Origin of the sequence: Staphylococcus warneri (genome assembly GCF_900636385.1) — a bacterium.
Classification (GTDB): domain Bacteria; phylum Bacillota; class Bacilli; order Staphylococcales; family Staphylococcaceae; genus Staphylococcus; species Staphylococcus warneri.
Genome location: NZ_LR134269.1, coordinates 627,672 through 649,055 on the forward strand (window position 1 = coordinate 627,672; position 21,384 = coordinate 649,055).

General features: G+C 33.2%; 26 protein-coding genes. 13 read left to right on the forward strand and 13 right to left on the reverse strand.

Annotation, left to right across the window (positions count from 1 at the left end):
• Positions 1–94 precede the first annotated feature (94 nt).
• Genes EL082_RS02890 through EL082_RS02920 form a run of 7 tightly spaced genes read right to left on the reverse strand, consistent with a single transcriptional unit; the run spans position 95 to position 5,144 of the window.
• Positions 95–931 (reverse strand): urease accessory protein UreD, encoded by an 837-nt coding sequence (locus EL082_RS02890; protein ID WP_002465418.1) that lies wholly within the window; start codon positions 929–931, stop codon positions 95–97.
• Positions 931–1,545 carry an urease accessory protein UreG gene (gene ureG, locus EL082_RS02895; RefSeq protein WP_002465435.1) on the reverse strand — a complete coding sequence of 205 codons (615 nt, stop codon included), beginning with the start codon at positions 1,543–1,545 and terminating at the stop codon, positions 931–933. The genes EL082_RS02890 and ureG overlap by 1 nt, the downstream gene beginning before the upstream one ends.
• A gap of 11 nt (positions 1,546–1,556) precedes the next feature.
• Positions 1,557–2,246, reverse strand: coding sequence for an urease accessory protein UreF (locus EL082_RS02900; protein ID WP_002465437.1), 690 nt, complete (start codon positions 2,244–2,246; stop codon positions 1,557–1,559).
• The gene (gene ureE / locus EL082_RS02905; RefSeq protein WP_015364779.1) at positions 2,239–2,691 is read right to left on the reverse strand and encodes an urease accessory protein UreE; all 453 of its coding nucleotides are present in this window, start codon (positions 2,689–2,691) and stop codon (positions 2,239–2,241) included. The genes EL082_RS02900 and ureE overlap by 8 nt, the downstream gene beginning before the upstream one ends.
• Positions 2,692–2,705: 14 nt before the next feature.
• Positions 2,706–4,421 (reverse strand): urease subunit alpha, encoded by a 1,716-nt coding sequence (gene ureC, locus EL082_RS02910; RefSeq protein ID WP_015364780.1) that lies wholly within the window; start codon positions 4,419–4,421, stop codon positions 2,706–2,708.
• A complete protein-coding gene (locus tag EL082_RS02915) occupies positions 4,421–4,828 on the reverse strand; it encodes an urease subunit beta (RefSeq protein WP_002465420.1) in 408 nt (135 codons plus the stop codon). Before EL082_RS02915 ends, ureC begins: the two co-directional genes overlap by 1 nt.
• 13 nt (positions 4,829–4,841) lie before the next feature.
• Complete coding sequence (locus tag EL082_RS02920; protein WP_002465430.1) at positions 4,842–5,144, reverse strand: urease subunit gamma; 303 nt, start codon at positions 5,142–5,144, stop codon at positions 4,842–4,844.
• A 269-nt stretch (positions 5,145–5,413) separates the two neighbouring features.
• Between EL082_RS02920 and yut the strand changes: the two genes are divergently transcribed.
• Positions 5,414–6,328: an urea transporter gene (yut, locus tag EL082_RS02925; RefSeq protein ID WP_002465416.1), complete on the forward strand. Its 915-nt coding sequence runs from the start codon at positions 5,414–5,416 to the stop codon at positions 6,326–6,328.
• Positions 6,329–6,382: 54 nt separating this feature from the next.
• Here yut and EL082_RS02930 read toward each other — a convergent pair whose 3' ends face one another.
• Genes EL082_RS02930 through EL082_RS02945 form a run of 4 tightly spaced genes read right to left on the reverse strand, consistent with a single transcriptional unit; the run spans position 6,383 to position 9,377 of the window.
• Positions 6,383–7,072 (reverse strand): amino acid ABC transporter permease, encoded by a 690-nt coding sequence (locus EL082_RS02930; protein ID WP_002465438.1) that lies wholly within the window; start codon positions 7,070–7,072, stop codon positions 6,383–6,385.
• Between the two features lie 13 nt (positions 7,073–7,085).
• Positions 7,086–7,769 (reverse strand): amino acid ABC transporter permease, encoded by a 684-nt coding sequence (locus EL082_RS02935; RefSeq protein ID WP_103286154.1) that lies wholly within the window; start codon positions 7,767–7,769, stop codon positions 7,086–7,088.
• A 4-nt stretch (positions 7,770–7,773) separates the two neighbouring features.
• Complete coding sequence (locus EL082_RS02940) at positions 7,774–8,631, reverse strand: amino acid ABC transporter substrate-binding protein (protein WP_002465422.1); 858 nt, start codon at positions 8,629–8,631, stop codon at positions 7,774–7,776.
• The gene (locus EL082_RS02945) at positions 8,628–9,377 is read right to left on the reverse strand and encodes an amino acid ABC transporter ATP-binding protein (protein ID WP_103286153.1); all 750 of its coding nucleotides are present in this window, start codon (positions 9,375–9,377) and stop codon (positions 8,628–8,630) included. The genes EL082_RS02940 and EL082_RS02945 overlap by 4 nt, the downstream gene beginning before the upstream one ends.
• Positions 9,378–9,531: 154 nt before the next feature.
• Between EL082_RS02945 and EL082_RS02950 the strand changes: the two genes are divergently transcribed.
• The 5 genes from EL082_RS02950 to EL082_RS02970 all read left to right on the forward strand — a co-directional run bounded on the left by EL082_RS02950 (position 9,532) and on the right by EL082_RS02970 (position 14,248).
• Entirely contained in the window at positions 9,532–10,677 is a 1,146-nt protein-coding gene (locus EL082_RS02950) for an acyl-CoA dehydrogenase family protein (RefSeq protein ID WP_002465444.1), read from the forward strand.
• A gap of 119 nt (positions 10,678–10,796) precedes the next feature.
• The gene (locus tag EL082_RS02955; protein WP_015364782.1) at positions 10,797–11,717 is read left to right on the forward strand and encodes an ABC transporter substrate-binding protein; all 921 of its coding nucleotides are present in this window, start codon (positions 10,797–10,799) and stop codon (positions 11,715–11,717) included.
• Positions 11,718–11,865: 148 nt separating this feature from the next.
• A complete protein-coding gene (locus tag EL082_RS02960) occupies positions 11,866–12,804 on the forward strand; it encodes a nucleoside hydrolase (protein WP_103286152.1) in 939 nt (312 codons plus the stop codon).
• Between the two features lie 69 nt (positions 12,805–12,873).
• On the forward strand, positions 12,874–13,422 hold the full coding sequence (locus EL082_RS02965; protein WP_002465426.1) for a biotin transporter BioY: 549 nt from the start codon (positions 12,874–12,876) through the stop codon (positions 13,420–13,422).
• A gap of 70 nt (positions 13,423–13,492) precedes the next feature.
• A complete protein-coding gene (locus EL082_RS02970) occupies positions 13,493–14,248 on the forward strand; it encodes a GNAT family N-acetyltransferase (RefSeq protein ID WP_002465443.1) in 756 nt (251 codons plus the stop codon).
• Between the two features lie 22 nt (positions 14,249–14,270).
• Here EL082_RS02970 and fdhD read toward each other — a convergent pair whose 3' ends face one another.
• Positions 14,271–15,077: a formate dehydrogenase accessory sulfurtransferase FdhD gene (fdhD, locus tag EL082_RS02975; RefSeq protein WP_002465427.1), complete on the reverse strand. Its 807-nt coding sequence runs from the start codon at positions 15,075–15,077 to the stop codon at positions 14,271–14,273.
• Between the two features lie 183 nt (positions 15,078–15,260).
• On the opposite strand from fdhD, the gene modA reads away from it, so the two are divergent.
• The 5 genes from modA to EL082_RS03000 all read left to right on the forward strand — a co-directional run bounded on the left by modA (position 15,261) and on the right by EL082_RS03000 (position 19,003).
• Positions 15,261–16,043, forward strand: coding sequence for a molybdate ABC transporter substrate-binding protein (gene modA / locus EL082_RS02980; RefSeq protein WP_015364784.1), 783 nt, complete (start codon positions 15,261–15,263; stop codon positions 16,041–16,043).
• Between the two features lie 12 nt (positions 16,044–16,055).
• Positions 16,056–16,727 (forward strand): molybdate ABC transporter permease subunit, encoded by a 672-nt coding sequence (gene modB / locus EL082_RS02985; protein WP_002465433.1) that lies wholly within the window; start codon positions 16,056–16,058, stop codon positions 16,725–16,727.
• Positions 16,728–17,333 (forward strand): ATP-binding cassette domain-containing protein, encoded by a 606-nt coding sequence (locus EL082_RS02990; protein ID WP_002465436.1) that lies wholly within the window; start codon positions 16,728–16,730, stop codon positions 17,331–17,333.
• A gap of 138 nt (positions 17,334–17,471) precedes the next feature.
• Positions 17,472–18,476, forward strand: coding sequence for a ThiF family adenylyltransferase (locus EL082_RS02995; protein WP_002465417.1), 1,005 nt, complete (start codon positions 17,472–17,474; stop codon positions 18,474–18,476).
• Between the two features lie 23 nt (positions 18,477–18,499).
• Positions 18,500–19,003 (forward strand): MogA/MoaB family molybdenum cofactor biosynthesis protein, encoded by a 504-nt coding sequence (locus tag EL082_RS03000; protein WP_002465432.1) that lies wholly within the window; start codon positions 18,500–18,502, stop codon positions 19,001–19,003.
• Between the two features lie 104 nt (positions 19,004–19,107).
• Here the strand turns inward: EL082_RS03000 and moaC are convergent, their stop codons facing one another.
• Entirely contained in the window at positions 19,108–19,596 is a 489-nt protein-coding gene (gene moaC, locus EL082_RS03005; RefSeq protein ID WP_002465428.1) for a cyclic pyranopterin monophosphate synthase MoaC, read from the reverse strand.
• Between the two features lie 58 nt (positions 19,597–19,654).
• On the opposite strand from moaC, the gene EL082_RS03010 reads away from it, so the two are divergent.
• Together EL082_RS03010 and mobB are read left to right on the forward strand one after the other, a co-directional pair.
• A complete protein-coding gene (locus EL082_RS03010) occupies positions 19,655–20,914 on the forward strand; it encodes a molybdopterin molybdotransferase MoeA (protein WP_002465447.1) in 1,260 nt (419 codons plus the stop codon).
• Positions 20,911–21,381 (forward strand): molybdopterin-guanine dinucleotide biosynthesis protein B, encoded by a 471-nt coding sequence (gene mobB, locus EL082_RS03015; RefSeq protein WP_002465445.1) that lies wholly within the window; start codon positions 20,911–20,913, stop codon positions 21,379–21,381. The genes EL082_RS03010 and mobB overlap by 4 nt, the downstream gene beginning before the upstream one ends.
• Positions 21,382–21,384 lie beyond the last annotated feature (3 nt).

Genomic DNA, 21,384 nt, shown 5'->3' on the forward strand with positions numbered 1-21,384 from the left:
GCTTCGCCCCTTATTTTTCAAATAAAGAAAGGCTTGGTTACCAAATGGCAACCAAGCCTTTTTAAATTTTAATCATTTTGACACTTGATTCACATTAATATTTTCTTAAGAAATTTAAATTTCTATCATACAGCATATTAGCAATATAAGCTTGAACTGTTTCAAGGATCTTTTCAATATACTGTGTACGGTTAGATAAAATTCTAATCGATAGCCCGTGTGTTGGTAATTGTGAAATGCCAAGTCGACAATTTAATTCTTTCTCAAAATGTTTAATTTGATCATAAACCTCATCGATAAATCTTTGATTTACATTAGGATGAATAAAATAAGCTGATCCTAAATGAGTATAATTTTCCATATAACCAATAGAATCTATTGAATTTTTTTCGGGATTTAACATAAGGTTATCATAAGTTACTAATTCATTATCGATGTATATTTCATTTACCAAATGCATATACTTATATGAAAAGTTTTTATCTTCTGATGAATAACCAGGTGTAAGAATATCAGTATAAAACATGGCACTGGTTTGATCTAAGTCAAAGCGATTGTATTGATAAAATTTAGCATTTTCGTATGCAATAATTGGATCTGCCACATATTCCATGTATGCGTTTGGCTTTAAATGGAATGTTTGATACTGTTCCACTCTGTCGTTTAATGTTTTATAAATTTTCGTCGCACCTTGAGAAGTCAGTGTTACACTAGCATTTTCTTCAATATTAAAATTCATTGAATAACGATCACCGTCAAGATAACCACCACCGACATTAACAATATAGAAAGTAGGGATGGTTGATCCGTTTAAATATACTGGACGAATAACTTTTAATGCTTTTTCAAAAAAGATATCACGTGCAACAGAACGACTTCCATTATTAAATACGGTTAAATCAAGTTGACCTGTCCAAGCTTGTTGAGACATTATGATAATCCTTTAAGTAAAGTATCTCGTTCAATCCACTTAATCACTTCATCAAGACCTTCATCTGTTTTTAAGTTAGTAAACGCGAATGGTCTGTCGCCTCTAAATACTTTTGTATCTTCAGCCATTTGTTCTAACGATGCGCCAACATGTGGTGCTAAATCCGTTTTATTGATGATGAAAAAGTCTGATTTAATCATACCTTGTCCACCTTTACGAGGGATTTTTTCACCTTGAGCAACGTCGATAATATAGATTGAAAAATCTACAAGTTCAGGACTGAATGTAGCTGCTAAGTTGTCGCCACCAGATTCAATAAAGATAAGTTCAATATCATCATTACGTTCTAATAACTCATCAATAGCAGCAAAGTTCATAGAAGCATCTTCACGAATTGCTGTATGAGGGCAACCACCTGTTTCTACACCAATAATTCTATCTTCAGGTAAGACACCTGTATTAACTAAGATCTTTTCGTCTTCTTTTGTATAAATGTCATTCGTTATAACGCCGATGCTCATATCTTTGGCTAGACGTCTAACTACTTTTTCTATTAATTGGGTTTTACCTGCACCAACAGGGCCACCAATTCCAATTTTAATTGGTTCAGTCATACTGATACCTCCTATGAAATAAAGATTCTTACATTAACATTTTCATGTTCCATTTGGTTTAATTCTAAACCGGGTGCTGTCATACCAAAGTCGCTTTCATCAAGTGATAATATATGATTTCTTGTTTCTTCGATATAAGGCACCATTTGTGTAACCACTTTTTGCCCAGCAGTTTGTCCTAAAGGAATAGCTCTCACTGCATTTTGTGTTAAACTTGATACATTTTGATAAAGGTAATAATCAATGATTGTTCCTATATCAACACCTAAATGATAACCAAGCATAGTGAAGCAGATAGCTGGATGCAATTTGGCTTTTTTATTTTTCATTTGTTCATGATACCAATTAATCCATTCGCTATCGTATAATTCCGTCGCTAATTTCACCATACGTGTTCCCATCTGTTTTGCACCAACACGTGTTTCTTTAGGAATACTTTGTACGAATATAAGTTGATCCATACGTAAAATCTTTTCTGTGTCATTTGCTTCTAGAGCCTCATAGACAATTCTCATCGCAAGACCATCCGAATACGTTAACTGTTCATTTAAAAATAATTTTAACCATTGTACAAAAGTGTCATCATTATTGACTGACTCACGTTGTATATAGGTTTCTAATCCGAATGAGTGACTGAAAGCACCCGTTGGAAATTGCGAATCACAGAACTGAAATAAACGTAAATTTTGATGATCAATCATGGGAATGTCCTATATGTCTAAATGCTTGATTTACTTTTCTATCTTCGTGACTATATGGAATACCTAAAGATTTTAGTAAATCTTCTACAAGATAGTCATATTGTACTAACATTTCAGTTTCTGTGAACTGTGCTGGTAAATGACGGTTCCCAAGTTGATGAGCAATATCTCCCATTTCTTTTAAATTACGTGGTTTAATCACTAATAAATCTTCAGAATTAACATCTACGACAATCATATTGTTCTCATCTTGATATAAAATATCACCATATTGTAAGTCGATAGGTTGTTTTAATCGAATACCTAATTCGTTACCATGATCTGTTTTGACACGTTGAATACGTTTAACTAAATCAGAATTTTCTAGATATACTTTTTCGACATGTTTATTTTTTTCTTCAGCTGATAAATTGGCTATATTGCCTTGTATTTCTTCGATAATCATTAATATGCTTCCTCCTAGAATAAGAAGTATCTTTGAGTTAATGGTAACTCAGTTGCTGCTTCACTCGTAATTTTTTCCCCATCAACATAAACTTCATATGTTTGTGGATCAACATCTAATTTAGGTGTTGCACTGTTATTCTTCATATCTGCTTTTGTCAAGTTACGGATATTTTTAACAGGTCTTACCATACGTTGTAAGTTAAGTTGTCTGTAAATACCATTTTCATAAGCAGTATTAGATACAAATGTCATAGCTGTATGAGTAATATTACCGCCATATTGTCCATACATTCTACGATATTTCATTGGTTCTGATGTTGGGATAGAACCATTAGCATCACCATTAACTGCTACATTTATTAAACCGCCTTTTACTACAAGCTCAGGTTTAACACCAAAGAAAGCAGGATCCCATAATACTAAGTCAGCTAATTTACCAGATTCAATTGAACCAACATAGTCAGAAATACCATGTGTAATAGCAGGGTTAATTGTATATTTCGCAATATAACGTTTAATACGATTATTATCGTTATATTCTGAATCGCCTTCTAATGGACCACGTTGTTCTTTCATACGATGAGCGGTTTGCCATGCACGCGTGATAACTTCACCGACACGTCCCATCGCTTGTGAGTCAGAACTAATCATACTGAATACACCCATATCTTGTAATACATCTTCAGCAGCAATAGTTTCTTTACGAATACGTGAGTCTGCAAATGCAATATCTTCTGGAATTGAAGCATTTAAATGGTGTGTAATCATAACCATATCTAAGTGTTCATCTACAGTATTATGCGTATAAGGTAATGTAGGGTTAGTAGATGAAGGTAAGATATTTGAATAAGACGCTGATTTAATTAAGTCAGGTGCATGTCCGCCACCAGCACCTTCAGTATGATACATGTGTAAGACACGATTATTAACTGCTTTCATTGTATCTTCCATAAAACCAGCTTCGTTTAATGTATCGGCATGAAGTGCAATTTGAACATCGAATTCATCTGCTACGTCTAATGCATGACTTAATGCTGATGGTGTAGCACCCCAGTCTTCATGAACTTTTAAACCAATAACACCAGCATGGATTTGTTCGATAAGTGCTGTGTGATTGACTGCTTGTCCTTTACCTGTAAAACCAACATTGATAGGTAATGCTTCTGCAGCTTCTAACATACGATGTATATGCCAAGGACCAGGGGTTACAGTTGTTGCTTTTGCACCTTCTGAAGCACCAGTACCACCACCGATATGTGTTGTAATACCGCTTTCTAATGCGACTTCTGCTTGCTCAGGATTGATAAAGTGAACATGAGTATCAATACCACCAGCTGTTACGATTTTCCCTTCAGCAGAAATAATATCAGTTGTACTACCAATGATGATATTCACATTATCCATAATGTCAGGATTACCCGCTTTACCGATTGCAAAAATATAGCCGTTTTTAATTCCGATATCCGCTTTAACAATTTTGTCATAATCGATAATCATTGCGTTCGTTAAAACTAAATCGGCTACATTTTTATCATCACGAGTTACGTTAGGATTCTGTGCCATACCATCACGAATAGATTTCCCACCACCGAATGTAGCTTCGTCACCATAATTAGCATAATCTTTCTCAACTTCTGCAAATAGGTTAGTATCACCTAATCTTACAGCGTCACCAACGGTTGGACCGTATAAACTTGTGTATTGTGATTGCGTCATTTTAAAGCTCATTATTTAGTACCACCTTTTTTATTGACATTATCATGGCCTTCGTCATTGAATACGCCTGCATATTTATCGTCTTCGCCAGTAGGACGATATACACGGGAACCATCGATAGGGCCATTTACAAATCCGCGGAAGCCATAAATTCTACGATTACCTGCATACTCTACAAGTTGGACTTGTTTGACATCTCCAGGTTCAAATCTGACAGCTGCACCAGCAGGAATATCTAAATGTTTACCGTAAGCTTTGTCGCGTTCAAAATCCAAAGCTAAGTTAGCCTCAAAAAAGTGGAAATGTGAGCCTATTTGAATAGGGCGATCTCCAGTGTTTTTTACTTCAAGTACCGTTTCTGGTGAATTTGGGTTAATTTCAATATCTGTATTTTTAATTCTAATTTCTCCAGGAATCATATTAACGTCCTCCTTAAACTATTGGATGATGGACAGTGATTAATTTAGTTCCATCTGGGAATGTTGCTTCGATTTCGATTTCAGTAATCATACTTGCAACACCATCCATTACATCTTCTTCATTTAAAATTGTTTTACCAAAGCTCATTAATTCAGCTACTGTTTTTCCATCTCTTGCGCCTTCTAATAATTCGTCACTAATTAAAGCAAGTGCTTCTGGATGGTTTAGTTTAAGGCCTCGTGCTTTTCTGCGACGAGCAACTTCTGCAGCCACAACAATCATTAATTTATCTTGCTCTCGTTGTGTAAAATGCAAAATAATCCCTTCTTTCAAATATTTATAATTGCAAAATAAACTTGCAAATTTTATATTAGGACGATTTTTAATAATTAACAAGTATAATGAGTCGATAAGTTTCAAATTTTAAATAAAAGGCACAAAATATTTGATTTTTAGAATGCAATTATAAAAATCATTTAATTTTATTAATACGTATATTATATAAAAAGAGTAAATAACATATTTATACACATTTTTTAAAAAGTGATGTATCATGATAATTATGAAATTAGGGGGCATATGTCATGAAAGCAGTAAGTATTATCTTAAAGAATATATCCCAAGTGTTATTAATTAATAATCATTACACAGGATTATTAGTGTTAATTGCTTTATTTATTGGTAATTGGAAAGTGGGATTAAGTGCACTCGTTGGAAGTATAATCGCATATGTATTAGCACCACATGTTAATTATTCTAATGAAGAGATCAATGATGGTTTAGCTGGTTTTAGTCCAGTATTAACTGCAATTGCATTAACTTTGTTTTTAAATGAAAATTGGGCAGGTATTTTGATAACGATTGTGGCTACTGTGCTAACTTTACCAGTTGGTTCAGCTATTAGAGAATGGTTAAAGCCATATGGTATAGCAATGTTAACTGCACCATTTGTTATTGTAACTTGGTTTGCAGTTTCAATTTCAGAACAAGTGAGAGCTGTTAAAACACCGTTGAATATCATTCCGGGAACTGTAGAATCCATTGTGAAGAACCATAGTTCTGAACATGTAAATATCATTAAAACCACTTTAGAAGGCTTTAGTGAAGTCTTTATTATTCCTAGCGTATGGGCAGGCTTGCTTATATTAATTGGTATTTTAATTGGCTCTAGAAAAGCAACGGTATATGCCGTTTTAGGTAATATACTCGGTTTTGTAATTGTAGCAATGTTAGGTGGTAACGTGAATGACATTAATCAAGGGTTATTTGGTTATAATTTAATTTTAACAGCAATTGCATTGGGTACCACATTCAAGACGAGTATCAATACATATTTTTCAACATTCCTAGGGTTATTATTAACTGTATTATTACATTTGGGTTTGAATACGATGCTTGAACCTATTGGATTACCATCATTAACAATGCCATTTATTCTAGCGACATGGATTATGTTATTTGCTGGTCGTCCTCATAGAAATCTCGAGAACAAGAATTAGTTAAAAAACTCTGGTTCACGCTTATTTAAAAGTGTTGTGTTCCAGAGTTTTAGTTTATGACACTAAATAATGGGTTGTATGATGTTCTAACTTATGGAAGATGAGCTCAATAATAATCGCTAAAGCCCAATAAAATAGTGCAGCGACCGTATAAACTGGTACAAATTGATAGCCTTCATTAGCAATTTCAGTACTAATTGCCATTATTTCAGTTACTTGGACAGCAAAAGCGAGCGATGTCCCTTTTAATAGCATAATAAATTGGTTTTCAATATTAGGTAGTGCATATCCAAATGCTTGTGGAAATACTATACGTCGATAAACATTCCAATTGGATAAGCCTACTGTTTGTGCAGCTTCGATTTGTTTTGTATCTACTGAAAGTAAACCACCTTTAATTGATTCGGATAAGTATGCAGTTGCATGTAATGAAAAAGTGATAGCTGCAATCATTAAAGGAGGGACCATATCTGGATTCATTTTTGTATTGAATATGGTGTTAAACCAAAGAATGAATGCTGGGACTCCATAATAAAACACAAATAATTGAACTATTAAGGGTGTACTTCTAAAAAATGAATTATAGATGACTACAAATTGAGATAGTCCAGGAATTCGATGTAAACGAATCAGAGCAAATATGGATCCAATCAGTATCCCTACACACATGGCTATTAAAGTTACTGCTAAAGTGTGAGGTACACCTTTTAAAACTTCAATAATAGTATGGAAAATAAAAGTCACTGGTATATCCCCCTTAAACTTGATAAGGCTTTTCTGAAATTTTACTGATAATTGTAAATGTTCCCTGAATGATTAATGCTAGTAACCAATAGATTATAGAAATCACAATATAGACTTCTAACATACCTAACCCATAATTATTTCCAATAATTAGTTGAACTTGTCCCATCATATCTATAATGCCAATAGTGAAAGCTAATGATGTATCTTTAATTAGTTCAATGATTTGGGTTGTTAAATTGGGAATACTGTTTCTTAATGCTTGCGGTATAATGATGTCTTTCAAGATTCTTGGATAACTTAATCCTACTGAAAGACCAGCTTCAATTTGACGATAATCCACTGATAAATAACCTGCTCGAAATACTTCAGATAAATAGGCTGCGCTGTGTAGACTGAATGCTAAAATAATGAAAAATAATCGATCAAAATGATTGATATTGATATGAAATATTAACAGAAATTGAGGTAATGCAAAATAAACTAAAAATAATTGAAGGAGAAGTGGTGTGCTTCTCATAAATGATTGGTAGATTCTCACACATGTTGATAGATAGGGCACTTGTTTTATACGTATTATAGTAAGGATTAAACCTAGTATAGTTGCTAAAATGAGTGCACATATAATCATGATTAACGTAATTGGCAATTGTTGGACGACTTGATTAAATAAATCTAGCCATTGTGTAGCAGACATTTAACTAATGCACCTCCAATTGATTCTTATGTCGATTAATCTTGTTTAAATCTTCGAATACATTGATGTCAAAGTATTTCTGAGATAATTGTTGAAGTTTGCCTTCTTTTTTTAATTCACGTGTCGCTTGATCGATATCATCATGTAATTGTTGGTTATCTTTATTGTAAACAATATGAAGCGGTTCTTTTTTAACGATGCCACCAATCTTAACGTCTTCGTGAACTTTGTCTTGAACAGCTTTATATGTATTCCAATTTAGAAACATAGCGTCACGACGGCCATTACCAACCATCTTCAAGTTGTCACCGTTAGAAGGTGATTGAATCGTATCTATATCTATCTTTTTATCATGAGTCTGATTATATTGTTTTAAAATTGAAAATAAACCACCACTTGGAGCCATAGGTGTTAACCTTTTTTGAGTTAAGTCACTGAGTTGATGTATATCATTATTCTTCTTATTAACTGCGAGCATAGGTAGTGCGTAACTATACGGCACATCTTGGTATAAAAACTGCTTCTCTCTTTCAGGCGTTTTAAAGAACCAATTAATGCCCATATCAAACTTATTAGAACCAATACCTACTAAATTAGATTCTTCTTCGCCAACCTCATATTTAAAATCATACTGCGGTAATTTCTTCTCTAATAGTTTCATATATTCCATATCTAACCCTATAAAATGATTGTTTTTATCAGTATACAGATAGGGTGGGTTAACTTCAGCTGAAAGTGCGACTTTAATTTCTTTTGGATGTGATTTCGTTGCATGTTGCTCATTATCATTAGAGCATGAATAAAGAAGAGAGACACTTAATACGAGAACGGTTAACATGAGATACATTTTTATACGTTTCACGTTGCATCCTCCTCTGTTTTAATTCTTTGGATAAAACGTTGGATGCGATCATTACTAGGCTGATGTAAAACATCGTTAGGTGTGCCTTGTTTAATCAATTCCCCATTATCAATAAACAAAATTTGATCGGCAATCGCTTTGGCAAAACTAATTTCATGCGTCACTATAACCATCGTCATACCTTGTTGTGCGATATTTTTGATTAAGTTTAAAATACTTTGAATCGACTCAGGATCTAATGCTGAAGTAGGTTCATCTAATAGTAAGACTTTGGGATTAAGTGCAAGTGCGCGTACGATGCCTACACGTTGGCTTTGACCTCCGGAAAGTTGAATTGGATATTTATCCTTATGTGCTATCAAATTCACCATACGCAAATGTTCTTCAGCGATATGTATAGCTTCTTTTTTATTCTTACCTTGGCCATATATGAGACCTTCAGTTATATTTTCGAGTACTGTTTTATTTTTAAACAGTTGATAATTTTGAAAGACCATTGCTGATTGTTGTCTCAGGTGTGAAATATCTTTTTTATTGTGCTGCTCTGCATTGAACTGATAGTCATCAATAGTGATGTGACCTTTTGACGGAATAGCAAGTGCATTCAATGTACGAAGTAAAGTGGTCTTCCCAGAACCACTAGGGCCTATAATAGCTGTCACTGATCCCCTTTGTTGTGAAAAACTAATATCTTTAAGCACTTGATTTGAATGGTAAAAATGAGATAAATGTTCTACTTTGATCAAGTTGCTAACCTCCCTTTATCATTAAAATTAACTTATCATATTAATTCTTATCGGTAAAGTAGGGATTCTGTGATTTCAGTACTTTTAATTAATAATGTCGAGTGTTAAACTAAGAATAATTAAGCTAAAAGATATACGTTAATGAGGTGAAGAAATGGGACAATCATTATTAGTCCAAACTGAGTTGCAACGAAAATGGATAGACAAATTTAAGGCTGTAGAAGAGCAATTTAAATCATATGCAGAAAACAATGATATCGAATCACGTTTTCCATATGAAAATGTACAATGGCTCATTGATGAAGGATATACATTATTAACCTTACCTAAAGCATATGGCGGTGAGGGTGGAACAATTGAAGATATGGTTATTCTACAAACACATTTAGCTCGTATCGATGGTGCAACAGCCCTTTCTATTGGTTGGCATTTAAGTGTAGTGGGACAACTTTATGAACAACAACTGTGGGAACAAGATTTGTTAGATGAATTTGCTGAAGAAGTGAAGAAGGGTGCACTCGTTAATCGTGCAGTGAGTGAAGCAGAAACTGGTAGCCCAACACGTGGTGGTCGTCCTGCCACAAACGCAGTCAAAGTTGATGACGGATATGTCTTAAATGGTGTTAAAACATTTACGTCAATGAGTAAGGCATTAACGCACTTTGTGGTAGGTGCTTATGTAGAAGAACTAGGACAAGTAGGTTTCTTTTTAGTTCCTAGAGACTTTGAAGGTTTAGAAATAGCTGATAATTGGAACATGATAGGTATGCGAGCAACTGAAAGTCATGATTTAGTTTTAAATGATGTGAAGATACCTGAACAATATTTTGTAGAACATCAACGTAAGCCATCATTGAATGGATGGATATTGCATATTCCAAGTGTATATTTAGGTATTGCTCAAGCTGCAAGAGACTATGCAGTAGATTTTGCAAAAACATATAGTCCTAATAGCATAGATGGCACAATTGCTGAAATTCCGACAGTACAACAAAATCTAGGTAAAATGGAATCACTTTTATTATCTGCAAGACATTTTCTATGGAGTACTGCTCATGGATATCAATTATATGAGAAAGATACGGATATTTGGAATGAGACATCTGCAAGTAAAGTCTTAGTATTAAATCAAGGCTTGGAAGTGGTAGATTTAGCAATGAGAATTGTTGGTGCTAAGAGTCTAGAGATGGAAAGACCACTACAAAGATATTATCGTGACATGCGAGCAGGACTTCATAATCCTCCAATGGAAGATATGGCATATACTAATATTGCTAAAAGTATTACTGGTTTAATGTAAGTTAGATTAAAATTCGTAGCAAAATATCAAATTTATTATTATAAAAACTTATTGTAAAACTACATGCAATCTTGTATAATTTTAATGAAATTGATAATCGTTTTCAATAGGAGGAAAATATGAAAAAATTATTATTACCTTTAATAGCATTAGTGTTGTTATTAGCTGCATGTGGTAACAATTCAGGGAATGGCTCTAAAGAGTCTGATAAAAAGGCAGAAACAAAATCTTACAAAACGGATGATGGGAAAAAAATTGATATTCCTAAAAATCCAAAACGTATTGCTGTTGTTGCACCATCATATGCTGGTGGCGTAAAAAAATTAGGTGGTAACGTTGTAGCAGTAAGTAACCAAGTTGATCAAAGTGATGTTTTAAAAGATAAATTTAAAGGTGTTACTAAAGTTGGTGACGACGATGTTGAGAAAGTTGCTAAAGAAAAACCAGATTTAATTATTGTATTAGATCAAAATAAGAGTATCAAAAAATACAAGAAAATTGCAGCAACTGTGCCATTTAACTATGCAAAACATAATTATTTAGAACAACAAGAAGAACTAGGTAAACTACTAGGTAAAGAAGATGCAGTTAAAAAATGGGAAAAAGAATGGAAAGATCAAACTGCTAAAGATGGTAAAGAAATCAAAGATAAAATTGGTGAAGACAAAACTGTAACTATCTTTGATGAATTTGATAAGAAATTATATACTTATGGCGACCATTGGGGCCGTGGTGGAGAAATTCTATATCAAGCATTTGGTTTGAAAATGCCTAAAGCAGTTGATGATTTAACTAAAAAAGCAGGATTTGCTGAAGTGAAACAAGAAAAAGTTGATAAATATGCTGGCGATTACATTGTTTCAACAAGTGAAGGCAAAGCAACACCAGCTTATGAAAAAACTAATATGTGGAAAAACTTACCAGCAGTTAAAGACGGTAAAGTGATTAAAGTGAAAGCAGAAACATACTGGTATAATGATCCGTATAGCTTAGACTTTATGCGTAAAGATTTAAAGAAAAAATTAATGGATACTAAATAAACGATATCAATAATGAAGAAGTTGAGCCATGGTCAGTCAATGGTTCAACTTCTTTTTGTTCTTTTATGTCATCTTTGTAATTATTCGATATAATGAAATAGCTAATAATTATTAAAATATTTTAAATACAATTAAAGGAGTATTATTTATGAAAAAAGTTTATTTTAATCATGATGGTGGCGTCGATGATTTAGTATCATTATTTTTACTTTTACATATGGAAAATGTAGAACTAGTTGGGGTTAGTACAATAGGAGCAGATTGCTACTTAGAACCATCTTTAAGCGCATCTATCAAAATAATTAATCGATTTTCGAAGCAAAAACTTAATGTTGCACCTTCTTATGAAAGAGGGAAAAACCCATTTCCAAAAGATTGGAGAATGCATGCTTTTTTCATGGATGCATTACCGATTCTAAATGAAAAAGTGGCCAATGCTGAGTCAAAAGAAAATACACTTGAAGCATACGAAGATATTATAGATAAACTTAAAAAAGCAGACGATAAGCTAATTCTATTATTTACAGGACCACTAACAGATTTAGCCAAAGCTTTAAAAACCGATCCCACAATCGAAAATAAAATTGAAAAACTTGTGTGGATGGGTGGTACATTTTTAGAAAAAGGAAACGTTGAAGAACCTGAACATGATGGTACCGCAGAATGGAATGCTTTCTGGGATCCAGAAGCAGTTAAAATAGTATTTGATAGTAAAATTAAAATAGATATGGTTGCACTAGAAAGTACAAACCAAGTCCCATTAACTTTAGATGTAAGACAACGATGGGCTGATGAACGTCATTTTACGGGTATTGACTTCTTAGGAGTGAGTTATGCAGCGGTGCCTCCATTAACTCATTTTGTTACTAATTCAACTTATTTCTTATGGGATGTACTGACAACAGCTTATGTTGGAAATCCAAAATTAACTAAATCAGTAAAACTAAATGTAGATGTGATTGCTCATGGTCCGAGTCAAGGCAGAACTGTTCAACGTGATAATGGTAGAGAGATTAATATGATCAATTACGTAGAACGTAATAAGTTCTTTAACTATATAGGAGACTTAGCTAAACGAGCGAACTAATGTAAACTATATATTCACTTAGGTTTACATTAATGGTATAATCATCTTCATGTAAGGAGGATGAACATATTGAGTACAAAAGATTTAGTTTACACAGCCTTGATGGCAGCAATTATATGTATATTAGGGTTAGTACCTGGTGTCCCGTTACCAATCATGCCAGTTCCAATTGTATTACAAAATATTGGTATATTCTTAGCAGGTATCATTTTAGGTAGAAAATTAGGTACATTAAGCGTAGTTATCTTTTTATTACTAGCTGCAGTAGGATTACCAGTTTTATCTGGCGGACGTGGCGGTATAGGCGCATTTGCAGGTCCATCTGCAGGATTTTTATTCTTATATCCATTTGTTGCTTTCTTTATCGGATGGGTTAGAGATAAATATTTACATAAAATCAATTTTATTATTTTATTAATTGTAACTTTAGTGGTAGGTGTCCTTGGTTTAGATATTTTAGGAACAATCATTATGGGGTTCATTACAAATATCCCAGTAAAAGAATCTATTAAATTATCGTTAGCATTTATGCCAGGTGACATTATTAAAGCGATCATAGCAAGTTTAGTAGGCGCAACGATTTTGAATCATTCTCGATTCAAACAGTTGATTAAATAAAATGACTATAAGACAATGTTTCATATAAGAATGATAAACGATTCTAATTATCGGCAGGGATGGGATAAGGATGAAACATTTGACGATATCAGACATTTATTTAGAAGGAAATATGCTATCTGAAGATGCACGCAAAACCATTTATTTAACACCGACTGATGCATTGCAATATTCTAATAATACATGGTTATATCATCAGTGTCCGACACAAGTTCAATGGCTAACAGATATTGAAACACAAAAAGAAATGCATGTTACACAAGGATCTGACCATTTATCCTTTTATTTCCCAGAAAATGAATATCTTAATGAAGCATGGTTTGATTTATTTAAAGAATTAGGATTTAAACTGGGAGTCTTAGAATTTTATTTAATAGAAGGACAAGATTTAGCACAATTAAACAAAAGAGACGATGTCACATTAATCAAAGTTAATAGGGAAAATTTGCAAGACTATCTTGATATTTATTATCAATTTTCATTACCCTTTGGTAAAAAATATGCGAAACAAAGCGTTAAGAATGTTAAACAAAATTTTAATATCAATAAAGCAACACCAATGGTTAGTTATTTAAACGGTCAACCTGTTGGTATTGTAGATATCATTGAAAATAAAAACTCGGTTGAAATAGATGGATTTGGTGTCTTAGAGGACTACCAAAGAAATGGTATTGGGCAAACGATGCAAGCATTTGTGGGTGAATTAGCCGGTGAAAGACCAGTGATGTTAGTTGCCGATGGTGAAGATACAGTTAAAGACATGTATTTGAAGCAAGGGTATGTATATCGCAGTTTTAGATATCAAGTTTTAAAAGAAAAAATATAACAATAGCTGCTAAAGATTCGACTTATTCGTTAGAATCTTTAGCAGCTTTAATACGTTCAGGGTGACTATATACATTGAAATTACCATCTCTAATAAAACCTACAGCTGTGATATTTAAATCATGTGCAAGTTGAATCGCAAGTGTAGTAGGAGCTGACTTAGATAATATAACACCTACGCCAATTTTAGCAGCCTTGATTAAAATTTCTGAAGAAATACGACCACTGAATATTAAAACTTTATTCCTAACAGGTATATGGTTTTGAATACAAAAGCCATATAGCTTATCTAGGGCATTATGACGTCCAATGTCTTGTCGATGTTCGAAAAATGTATCACCATCACTAATTGCTGCATTATGCAAACCACCCGTTTGTTTGAATATCGTACTCGCACTTTGTAAACGAGTCATCATATTCAATACTTGTTGAGGTGTGATTGTTATTTTCGATAGTGATGTCTTAGCAGTAGCGGCATCATTTTGGAAATAAAATTCACGACTTTTACCACAACATGAGGCAATCATGCGTTTAGTGGAATATTCGAAGCGATCATTTAATGACTTTGTTAATTCGACATGAGCAAAGCCTTTACTATCATCAATTTGAATGGATTTTAATTCATCTTTTTTTAATAAGGCACCTTCAGAAGCTAAAAAACCCAATACTAATTCTTCCATATTAGTGGGACTACAAATAACAGTGGCAAATTCTTCGCCATTTACCATTATTGTTAGCGGGAATTCAGTCACATATGTGTCAACACTTTCCTTAAGTTGTCCATTTTCATATCGTACAATATTTTGATTAGATGATATATCTCTATTCATATCTTTACTCCCTTTATCTCTATAATTAATATATTAAAGGGTTAATGATATATTTTAAATCATTATGTACTATATAATTAAGAAAAAGGTTGAAATTAAAAATTGCTATCAAATGTTTACACGAAAATGTCATAATAAATGATATACATCTTGAAGTATAATAGAGAATAAGGAGGTTTTATAATGAAAATTAAAAGTATTTTTGTAGTAATGTTAATGAGTTTACTAGTGTTAGGAGGATGTTCGAATTCATCTTCTGACAATGGTAAAAAAAGTGACAAGGCTGATAATGGTAAGAAACAAGAATTACAAATTTCAGCAGCAGCAAGTTTAACAGATGTTAGTAAAGAATTGAAAAAAGAATTTGAAAAAGAACATAAAGAGGCTAAAGTTGACTTTAACTATGGAGGTTCAGGTGCTTTAAGACAACAAGTTGAATCAGGTGCACCAGTTGACGTTATCATGTCAGCTAATACAAAAGATGTTGATATCTTAAAAAATAAAAAGAAAGCGCATGATACATATAATTATGCTAAAAATAACTTAGTACTTATCGGTGAAAAGGACAAAGATTATCATTCTGTTAAAGATTTAAAAGGAAATGATAAATTGGCTTTAGGCCAAATTGAGACAGTTCCAGCAGGTAAGTATGGCAAACAATATTTAGAAGAGAATGATTTATGGAATACTGTTAAAGATAAAGTCATTTATGCAAAAGATGTTAAACAAGTATTAAATTATGTGCAAAAGGGTAACGCACAACAAGGATTTGTTTATAAAACAGATTTATATAAAAATAAGAAAAAAATCGACAATGTAAAAGAAATTAAACAAGTGAAGTTATCAAAACCAATCACTTATAAAGCTGGGGCTACTTCAGATAAAAAATTAGCTAAAAAATGGATGGAATTCTTAAAAACAGATAAAGCTAAACAAATTATCAAAGACTATCAGTTCTCAGCATAGGAGTTGTCTTTCATGCCTGACTTAACTTCATTCTGGATATCTATCCGCGTGGCAACAATGAGTACCATCATTGTCATGATTTTAGGTATTCTTGTATCTAAATGGCTATACCATCGTAAAAAGCGTTGGGTAAAAATAGTGGAGAGTTTCATCTTATTACCTATCGTCTTACCGCCAACAGTGATGGGGTTTATATTACTTATTATTTTTTCACCGCGGGGAATCATAGGTCTATTCTTCAATAATATATTACATCTGCCAGTAGTGTTTACACTTACAGGTGCAGTTATTGCCTCAGTAATAGTAAGTTTTCCGCTTATGTATCAACATACGATTCAAGGATTTAATAGTATAGATAAACGTATGTTAGATACAGCACGCACAATGGGTGCAAGTGAAAGTAAAATATTTTATCGTATTGTACTTCCATTATCGAAACGTTATATATTATCTGGCATAGTGATGAGTTTTGCGAGAGCAATTGGAGAATTTGGTGCGACATTAATGGTAGCTGGTTACATTCCAAATAAAACCAATACTTTACCATTAGAAATTTATTTCTTAGTAGTTGAAGGTAAAGAAAATCAAGCTTGGCTATGGGTTCTAGTGCTTGTAGCATTCTCAATAGTCGTCATTATGACGATCAATTTAATGAATTATGATAAGTTCAGGGAGCGTGATTAAATGTTGAAAATTGATATATCACATAAAATTAATCAACGTAATATCGAGATTCATATAAACGATGACGCCCCTAAAATTTATGCTATACAAGGTCCATCCGGCATAGGGAAGACGACTATATTAAATATGATTGCGGGTTTGAAGAAAGCAGATCAAGCTGAAATTGAAGTAAATCAACGGATACTTACTAGTTCATCTAGACGAATACAACTCAAAATTCAACAAAGACGAATTGGGTATTTATTTCAAGACTATCAGCTATTTCCACATCTTACTGTGCAACAAAATATTACATTTATGACGCAATCTTCGAAACATATCAATGATGTTATGAATACACTTAATATTTCACATTTAGTTGATCAATATCCTATCACATTATCCGGAGGAGAAGCGCAACGTGTAGCATTAGCTCGAGCATTAAGTATTAAACCCGACTTATTACTTTTAGACGAGCCATTTTCTAGTTTAGATGACCATACTAAGTATGAGAGTATGAACCTAGTTCATAAAATTTATAACTTATGGAAAATACCAATTATCTTTGTTACACATTCTAATGAAGAGGCACATACGCTTGCTCATGAATTAATAATGATTTCTTAAAAATAGCGTAAATAATTATGGCGAAACTATATTAAGATGATATTCATCATATAGTTTCGCTTGTTTTATGTAGACTTTTTGTCACTTTGTCCAACAAGTTTTATAATAGAAGCAATACTATTTAAGGGAGATTCAAAGATGGATCAAGAGAGATATTCAAGGCAAATCTTATTTAAACATATTAAAGAAGAAGGACAACATCTTATTGGTCAAAAACATGTCATGATTGTAGGGATGGGAGCATTGGGAACTCATGTAGCTGAAGGTTTGATTCGAGCGGGTATTCAACAATTGACAATTGTTGATCGTGATTATATTGAGCTTAGTAATATACAGAGACAAACCTTATTCACTGAACAAGACGCAAAAGATATGTTACCGAAAGTCATAGCAGCTAAGAATCATTTAGAAGCGATTCGTCATGATATTGATATTAATGCTTATGTATCACATGTTGATGCATACTTTTTAGACATCTACACAACTAACATTGATTTAATTATTGATGCAACTGATAACTTTGAAACGCGTCAACTCATTAATGATATTGCATATCAAAAGTGCATACCATGGATTTACGGGGGTGTTGTTCAAAGTACATATGCTCAAACAACTTTCATACCTGGTAAGACGCCTTGCTTCAATTGTCTAGTCCCACAATTGCCTTCAATTAATTTGACTTGCGATACAGTAGGGGTGATACAACCCGCTGTAACGATGACAACTAGTTTTCAACTTGCTGATGCTTTAAAAGTGCTAACCAATCAGTCTACAGATATTAAATTGAAATATGGTGACATTTGGGAAGGTTACCATCATGCCATTGGTTTTAAAAATATGCATAACGACACATGTCCTACTTGTGGAAAAACACCCAATTATCCGTTCTTAAAGCGCAACCAACGACAATATACAACGTTATGTGGAAGAGATACTGTACAATACAATAACTCGACAATTTCCCAGGAAATGTTAGAAGCATTTTTAAAGACACACCATATTCAATATAAACAGAATCCATATATGATTGTTTTTACATTCAATGGATATCGTATCGTTGCGTTTAATGGTGGAAGATTGCTTATTCACGGTATGAATAATCCTAATGAAGCAACAAAATTAATTAATCAATTATTTGGATAATGATTGTTAGGAGGACTTAAATGATGCACACAAATGTGAAATTAGATAGAAATATAGAAGTTGCAGTACTTACAGTTTCAGATACTAGAAATTACGAAACAGATAAGGGCGGTCAACTTATACAAACGCTATTAAAAGATGAAAATATAAATATCAAAAGGGAAAATTATCAAATTGTAAAAGATGATCAAGAGGCTATACACAGCCAATTACAAACTTGGTTACAACAAAAAAATATTGATGTCATTATCACAACTGGTGGTACAGGAATTGCACAAAGAGATGTAACCATTGAGGTTGTGCGACCTTTATTAGACAAAGAAATTGAGGGGTTTGGTGAACTATTCAGATACTTAAGTTATACAGAAGATGTAGGTACGAGGTCATTATTATCAAGAGCAGTAGCTGGAACACATGACGAAGCATTAATATTTGCATTACCTGGATCTACAGGCGCCATTAAGTTAGCTATTAACAAGCTCATTAAACCTGAACTTAATCATTTGATACATGAACTAACGAAATGAAGATAAGGAGGCAGGGACGTCAGATTCTTAGTATAAATCATATGTTGATCGTAGTTGATGTTTGATTATTTATGTCCTTCTGCCTCTTAACTATCGAATTAAAACTAATTGGATCGATGATAATCTCCTGATTTTCCACCGGATTTAGATGTTAAATAGGTTTGACCTATTATCATACCTTTATCTACTGCTTTAGTCATATCATATATGGTTAAAGCAGTTACAGAGGCAGCCGTTAAGGCTTCCATTTCTACACCAGTTTTACCTGTTGTGGATACTGTAGCTTGAATGTTCAGTTCGAAATGATTTGAATGTGTTGTATTCCAGTCAAATGAAACATCTATACCTGTTAATGGAAGCGGATGGCACATTGGAATAATCGTTGATGTATTTTTAGCAGCCATAATTCCAGCAATTTGTGCTGTATTTAATACATTACCTTTAGCGTTAGTATTTTGAACAATTTGTTTATAAATTGTTTCATTCACTATAATACTTGAGTGTGCAATAGCAGTTCGTTTAGTAACTTCCTTATTAGAAACATCGACCATTTTAGCGTTACCTTGTTGGTTAATGTGTGTGAATTCTGACATGTTAATCCTCCTTTTCGACACAAGTATATCATGAAAAATTATTTATGGAGATGATCAAATGCCATTTGAAAAAAGAAGTCCAATTCCTGTTAAAGAAGCTATTCAACGAATTGTAAATCAAAATATTCGTTCAAATAAAATAACTGTGTCATTAGAAGAAAGTATTGGTTATGTATTGGCGAATGACATTGTAGCTACTTATGATATTCCAAGATTTGATAAGTCACCTTACGATGGTTTTGCAATTAGAAGTAAAGATACTGTAGGTGCTCGTGGTGACCATCGAATCAAATTTAAAGTGATAGATCATATTGGGGCTGGTTCAGTGTCACATAAAGAAGTTGGGCAATACGAAGCGGTACGTATTATGACAGGTGCCCAATTACCAAAAGGCGCAGATGCAGTGGTGATGTTTGAGCAAACAGTTGAGGAAGAAGATACATTTTCTATTAGAAAATCTTTCGAACACCACGAGAATGTGTCATTAAAAGGTGAAGAAACACAAACTGGAGACATTGTATTAACAGTTGGTCAACGTATTAATCCAGGTGCTATTGCAGTTTTGGCAACCTATGGTTATACAGAAGTTGAAGTTTATGAAAAACCTAGTATCGCAGTTATAGCTACTGGCAGTGAACTGTTAGATGTAAGTGATGAACTTCAACCAGGTAAAATTAGAAATTCAAATGGACCAATGATTAAAGCACTAGCTGAACAACTTGGCATCCACGTAGGATCCTATCAGATACAACAAGACGATTTACAAAGTAGTATTGAAGTTGTTAAACATGCAATGGAGCAACATGACATGGTCATTACGACAGGTGGTGTATCTGTTGGAGATTTTGATTATTTACCTGAAATTTATCGAGCTTTAGATGCCAATGTATTATTTAATAAAGTCGCTATGCGTCCAGGTAGTGTAACAACCGTAGCCGTAGCTAATCAAAAATATTTGTTTGGTTTATCTGGTAATCCGTCTGCATGTTTTACTGGCTTTGAATTATTTGTGAAACCAGCGATGAATCATATGATGAATGCCAAAGCGGTGTATCCTCAAATTGTAAAAGCAACGCTTATGGAAGATTTTACTAAAGCAAATCCATTTACAAGATTTATACGAGCTACTGCAACATTAACTCCTGCAGGTGCAACTGTTGTACCTTCCGGGTTTAATAAATCGGGTGCGGTCGTAGCTATTGCACATGCCAATGCCATGATTATGTTGCCAGGAGGTACGCGTGGATTTAAACAAGGACATACTGTTGATGTTATACTCACTGAGTCAGCGGCTTACGAAGAGGAATTAAATATATGATCTTACAAATTATTGGATATAAAAATGTTGGGAAAACAACATTGATGACACATGCAATATCATTTTTAAAAGAGCAAAATTTTAAAGTTGCAAGTATCAAACATCATGGTCATCAAGGTGAAGACATACAATTACAACATCAGCCTGTAGACCATATGAAACACTTTCAATCAGGTGCCGATCAAAGTATTGTACAAGGTCATGCCTATCGTCAAACAGTCACTAGAACGACTGAACAAAGCCTTTCTAATATTATTAAGGAATCTGTTACAATTGATTGTGATGTTGTACTAGTTGAAGGATTCAAACATGAAAATTATGACAAGATTATTGTTTACGATAATGAAAAACAATTACATGAGTTAAATCATTTAAACAATATATGTTATAGGATAAAATTAAATGAACCAAATGCATATCAAAAATTTGATGAATGGTTAATAAATAAAGTAACACATAAGGATTGAGCA

Excerpts from the sequence above, each read along its gene's own strand:
- EL082_RS02890 (WP_002465418.1), bottom strand. The coding sequence starts at position 931 with ATGTCTCAACAAGCTTGGACAGGTCAACTTGATTTAACCGTATTTAAT.
- EL082_RS02950 (WP_002465444.1), top strand. The coding sequence starts at position 9,532 with ATGGGACAATCATTATTAGTCCAAACTGAGTTGCAACGAAAATGGATA.
- EL082_RS02970 (WP_002465443.1), top strand. The coding sequence starts at position 13,493 with ATGAAACATTTGACGATATCAGACATTTATTTAGAAGGAAATATGCTA.
- ureG (WP_002465435.1), bottom strand. The coding sequence starts at position 1,545 with ATGACTGAACCAATTAAAATTGGAATTGGTGGCCCTGTTGGTGCAGGT.
- yut (WP_002465416.1), top strand. The coding sequence starts at position 5,414 with ATGAAAGCAGTAAGTATTATCTTAAAGAATATATCCCAAGTGTTATTA.
- moaC (WP_002465428.1), bottom strand. The coding sequence starts at position 19,596 with ATGTCAGAATTCACACACATTAACCAACAAGGTAACGCTAAAATGGTC.
- ureC (WP_015364780.1), bottom strand. The coding sequence starts at position 4,421 with ATGAGCTTTAAAATGACGCAATCACAATACACAAGTTTATACGGTCCA.
- EL082_RS02995 (WP_002465417.1), top strand. The coding sequence starts at position 17,472 with ATGGATCAAGAGAGATATTCAAGGCAAATCTTATTTAAACATATTAAA.
- fdhD (WP_002465427.1), bottom strand. The coding sequence starts at position 15,077 with ATGAATAGAGATATATCATCTAATCAAAATATTGTACGATATGAAAAT.
- ureE (WP_015364779.1), bottom strand. The coding sequence starts at position 2,691 with ATGATTATCGAAGAAATACAAGGCAATATAGCCAATTTATCAGCTGAA.
- EL082_RS02955 (WP_015364782.1), top strand. The coding sequence starts at position 10,797 with ATGAAAAAATTATTATTACCTTTAATAGCATTAGTGTTGTTATTAGCT.
- EL082_RS02990 (WP_002465436.1), top strand. The coding sequence starts at position 16,728 with ATGTTGAAAATTGATATATCACATAAAATTAATCAACGTAATATCGAG.
- EL082_RS02960 (WP_103286152.1), top strand. The coding sequence starts at position 11,866 with ATGAAAAAAGTTTATTTTAATCATGATGGTGGCGTCGATGATTTAGTA.
- EL082_RS02900 (WP_002465437.1), bottom strand. The coding sequence starts at position 2,246 with ATGATTGATCATCAAAATTTACGTTTATTTCAGTTCTGTGATTCGCAA.
- EL082_RS03000 (WP_002465432.1), top strand. The coding sequence starts at position 18,500 with ATGCACACAAATGTGAAATTAGATAGAAATATAGAAGTTGCAGTACTT.
- EL082_RS02935 (WP_103286154.1), bottom strand. The coding sequence starts at position 7,769 with ATGTCTGCTACACAATGGCTAGATTTATTTAATCAAGTCGTCCAACAA.
- EL082_RS03010 (WP_002465447.1), top strand. The coding sequence starts at position 19,655 with ATGCCATTTGAAAAAAGAAGTCCAATTCCTGTTAAAGAAGCTATTCAA.
- modB (WP_002465433.1), top strand. The coding sequence starts at position 16,056 with ATGCCTGACTTAACTTCATTCTGGATATCTATCCGCGTGGCAACAATG.
- mobB (WP_002465445.1), top strand. The coding sequence starts at position 20,911 with ATGATCTTACAAATTATTGGATATAAAAATGTTGGGAAAACAACATTG.
- modA (WP_015364784.1), top strand. The coding sequence starts at position 15,261 with ATGAAAATTAAAAGTATTTTTGTAGTAATGTTAATGAGTTTACTAGTG.
- EL082_RS02915 (WP_002465420.1), bottom strand. The coding sequence starts at position 4,828 with ATGATTCCTGGAGAAATTAGAATTAAAAATACAGATATTGAAATTAAC.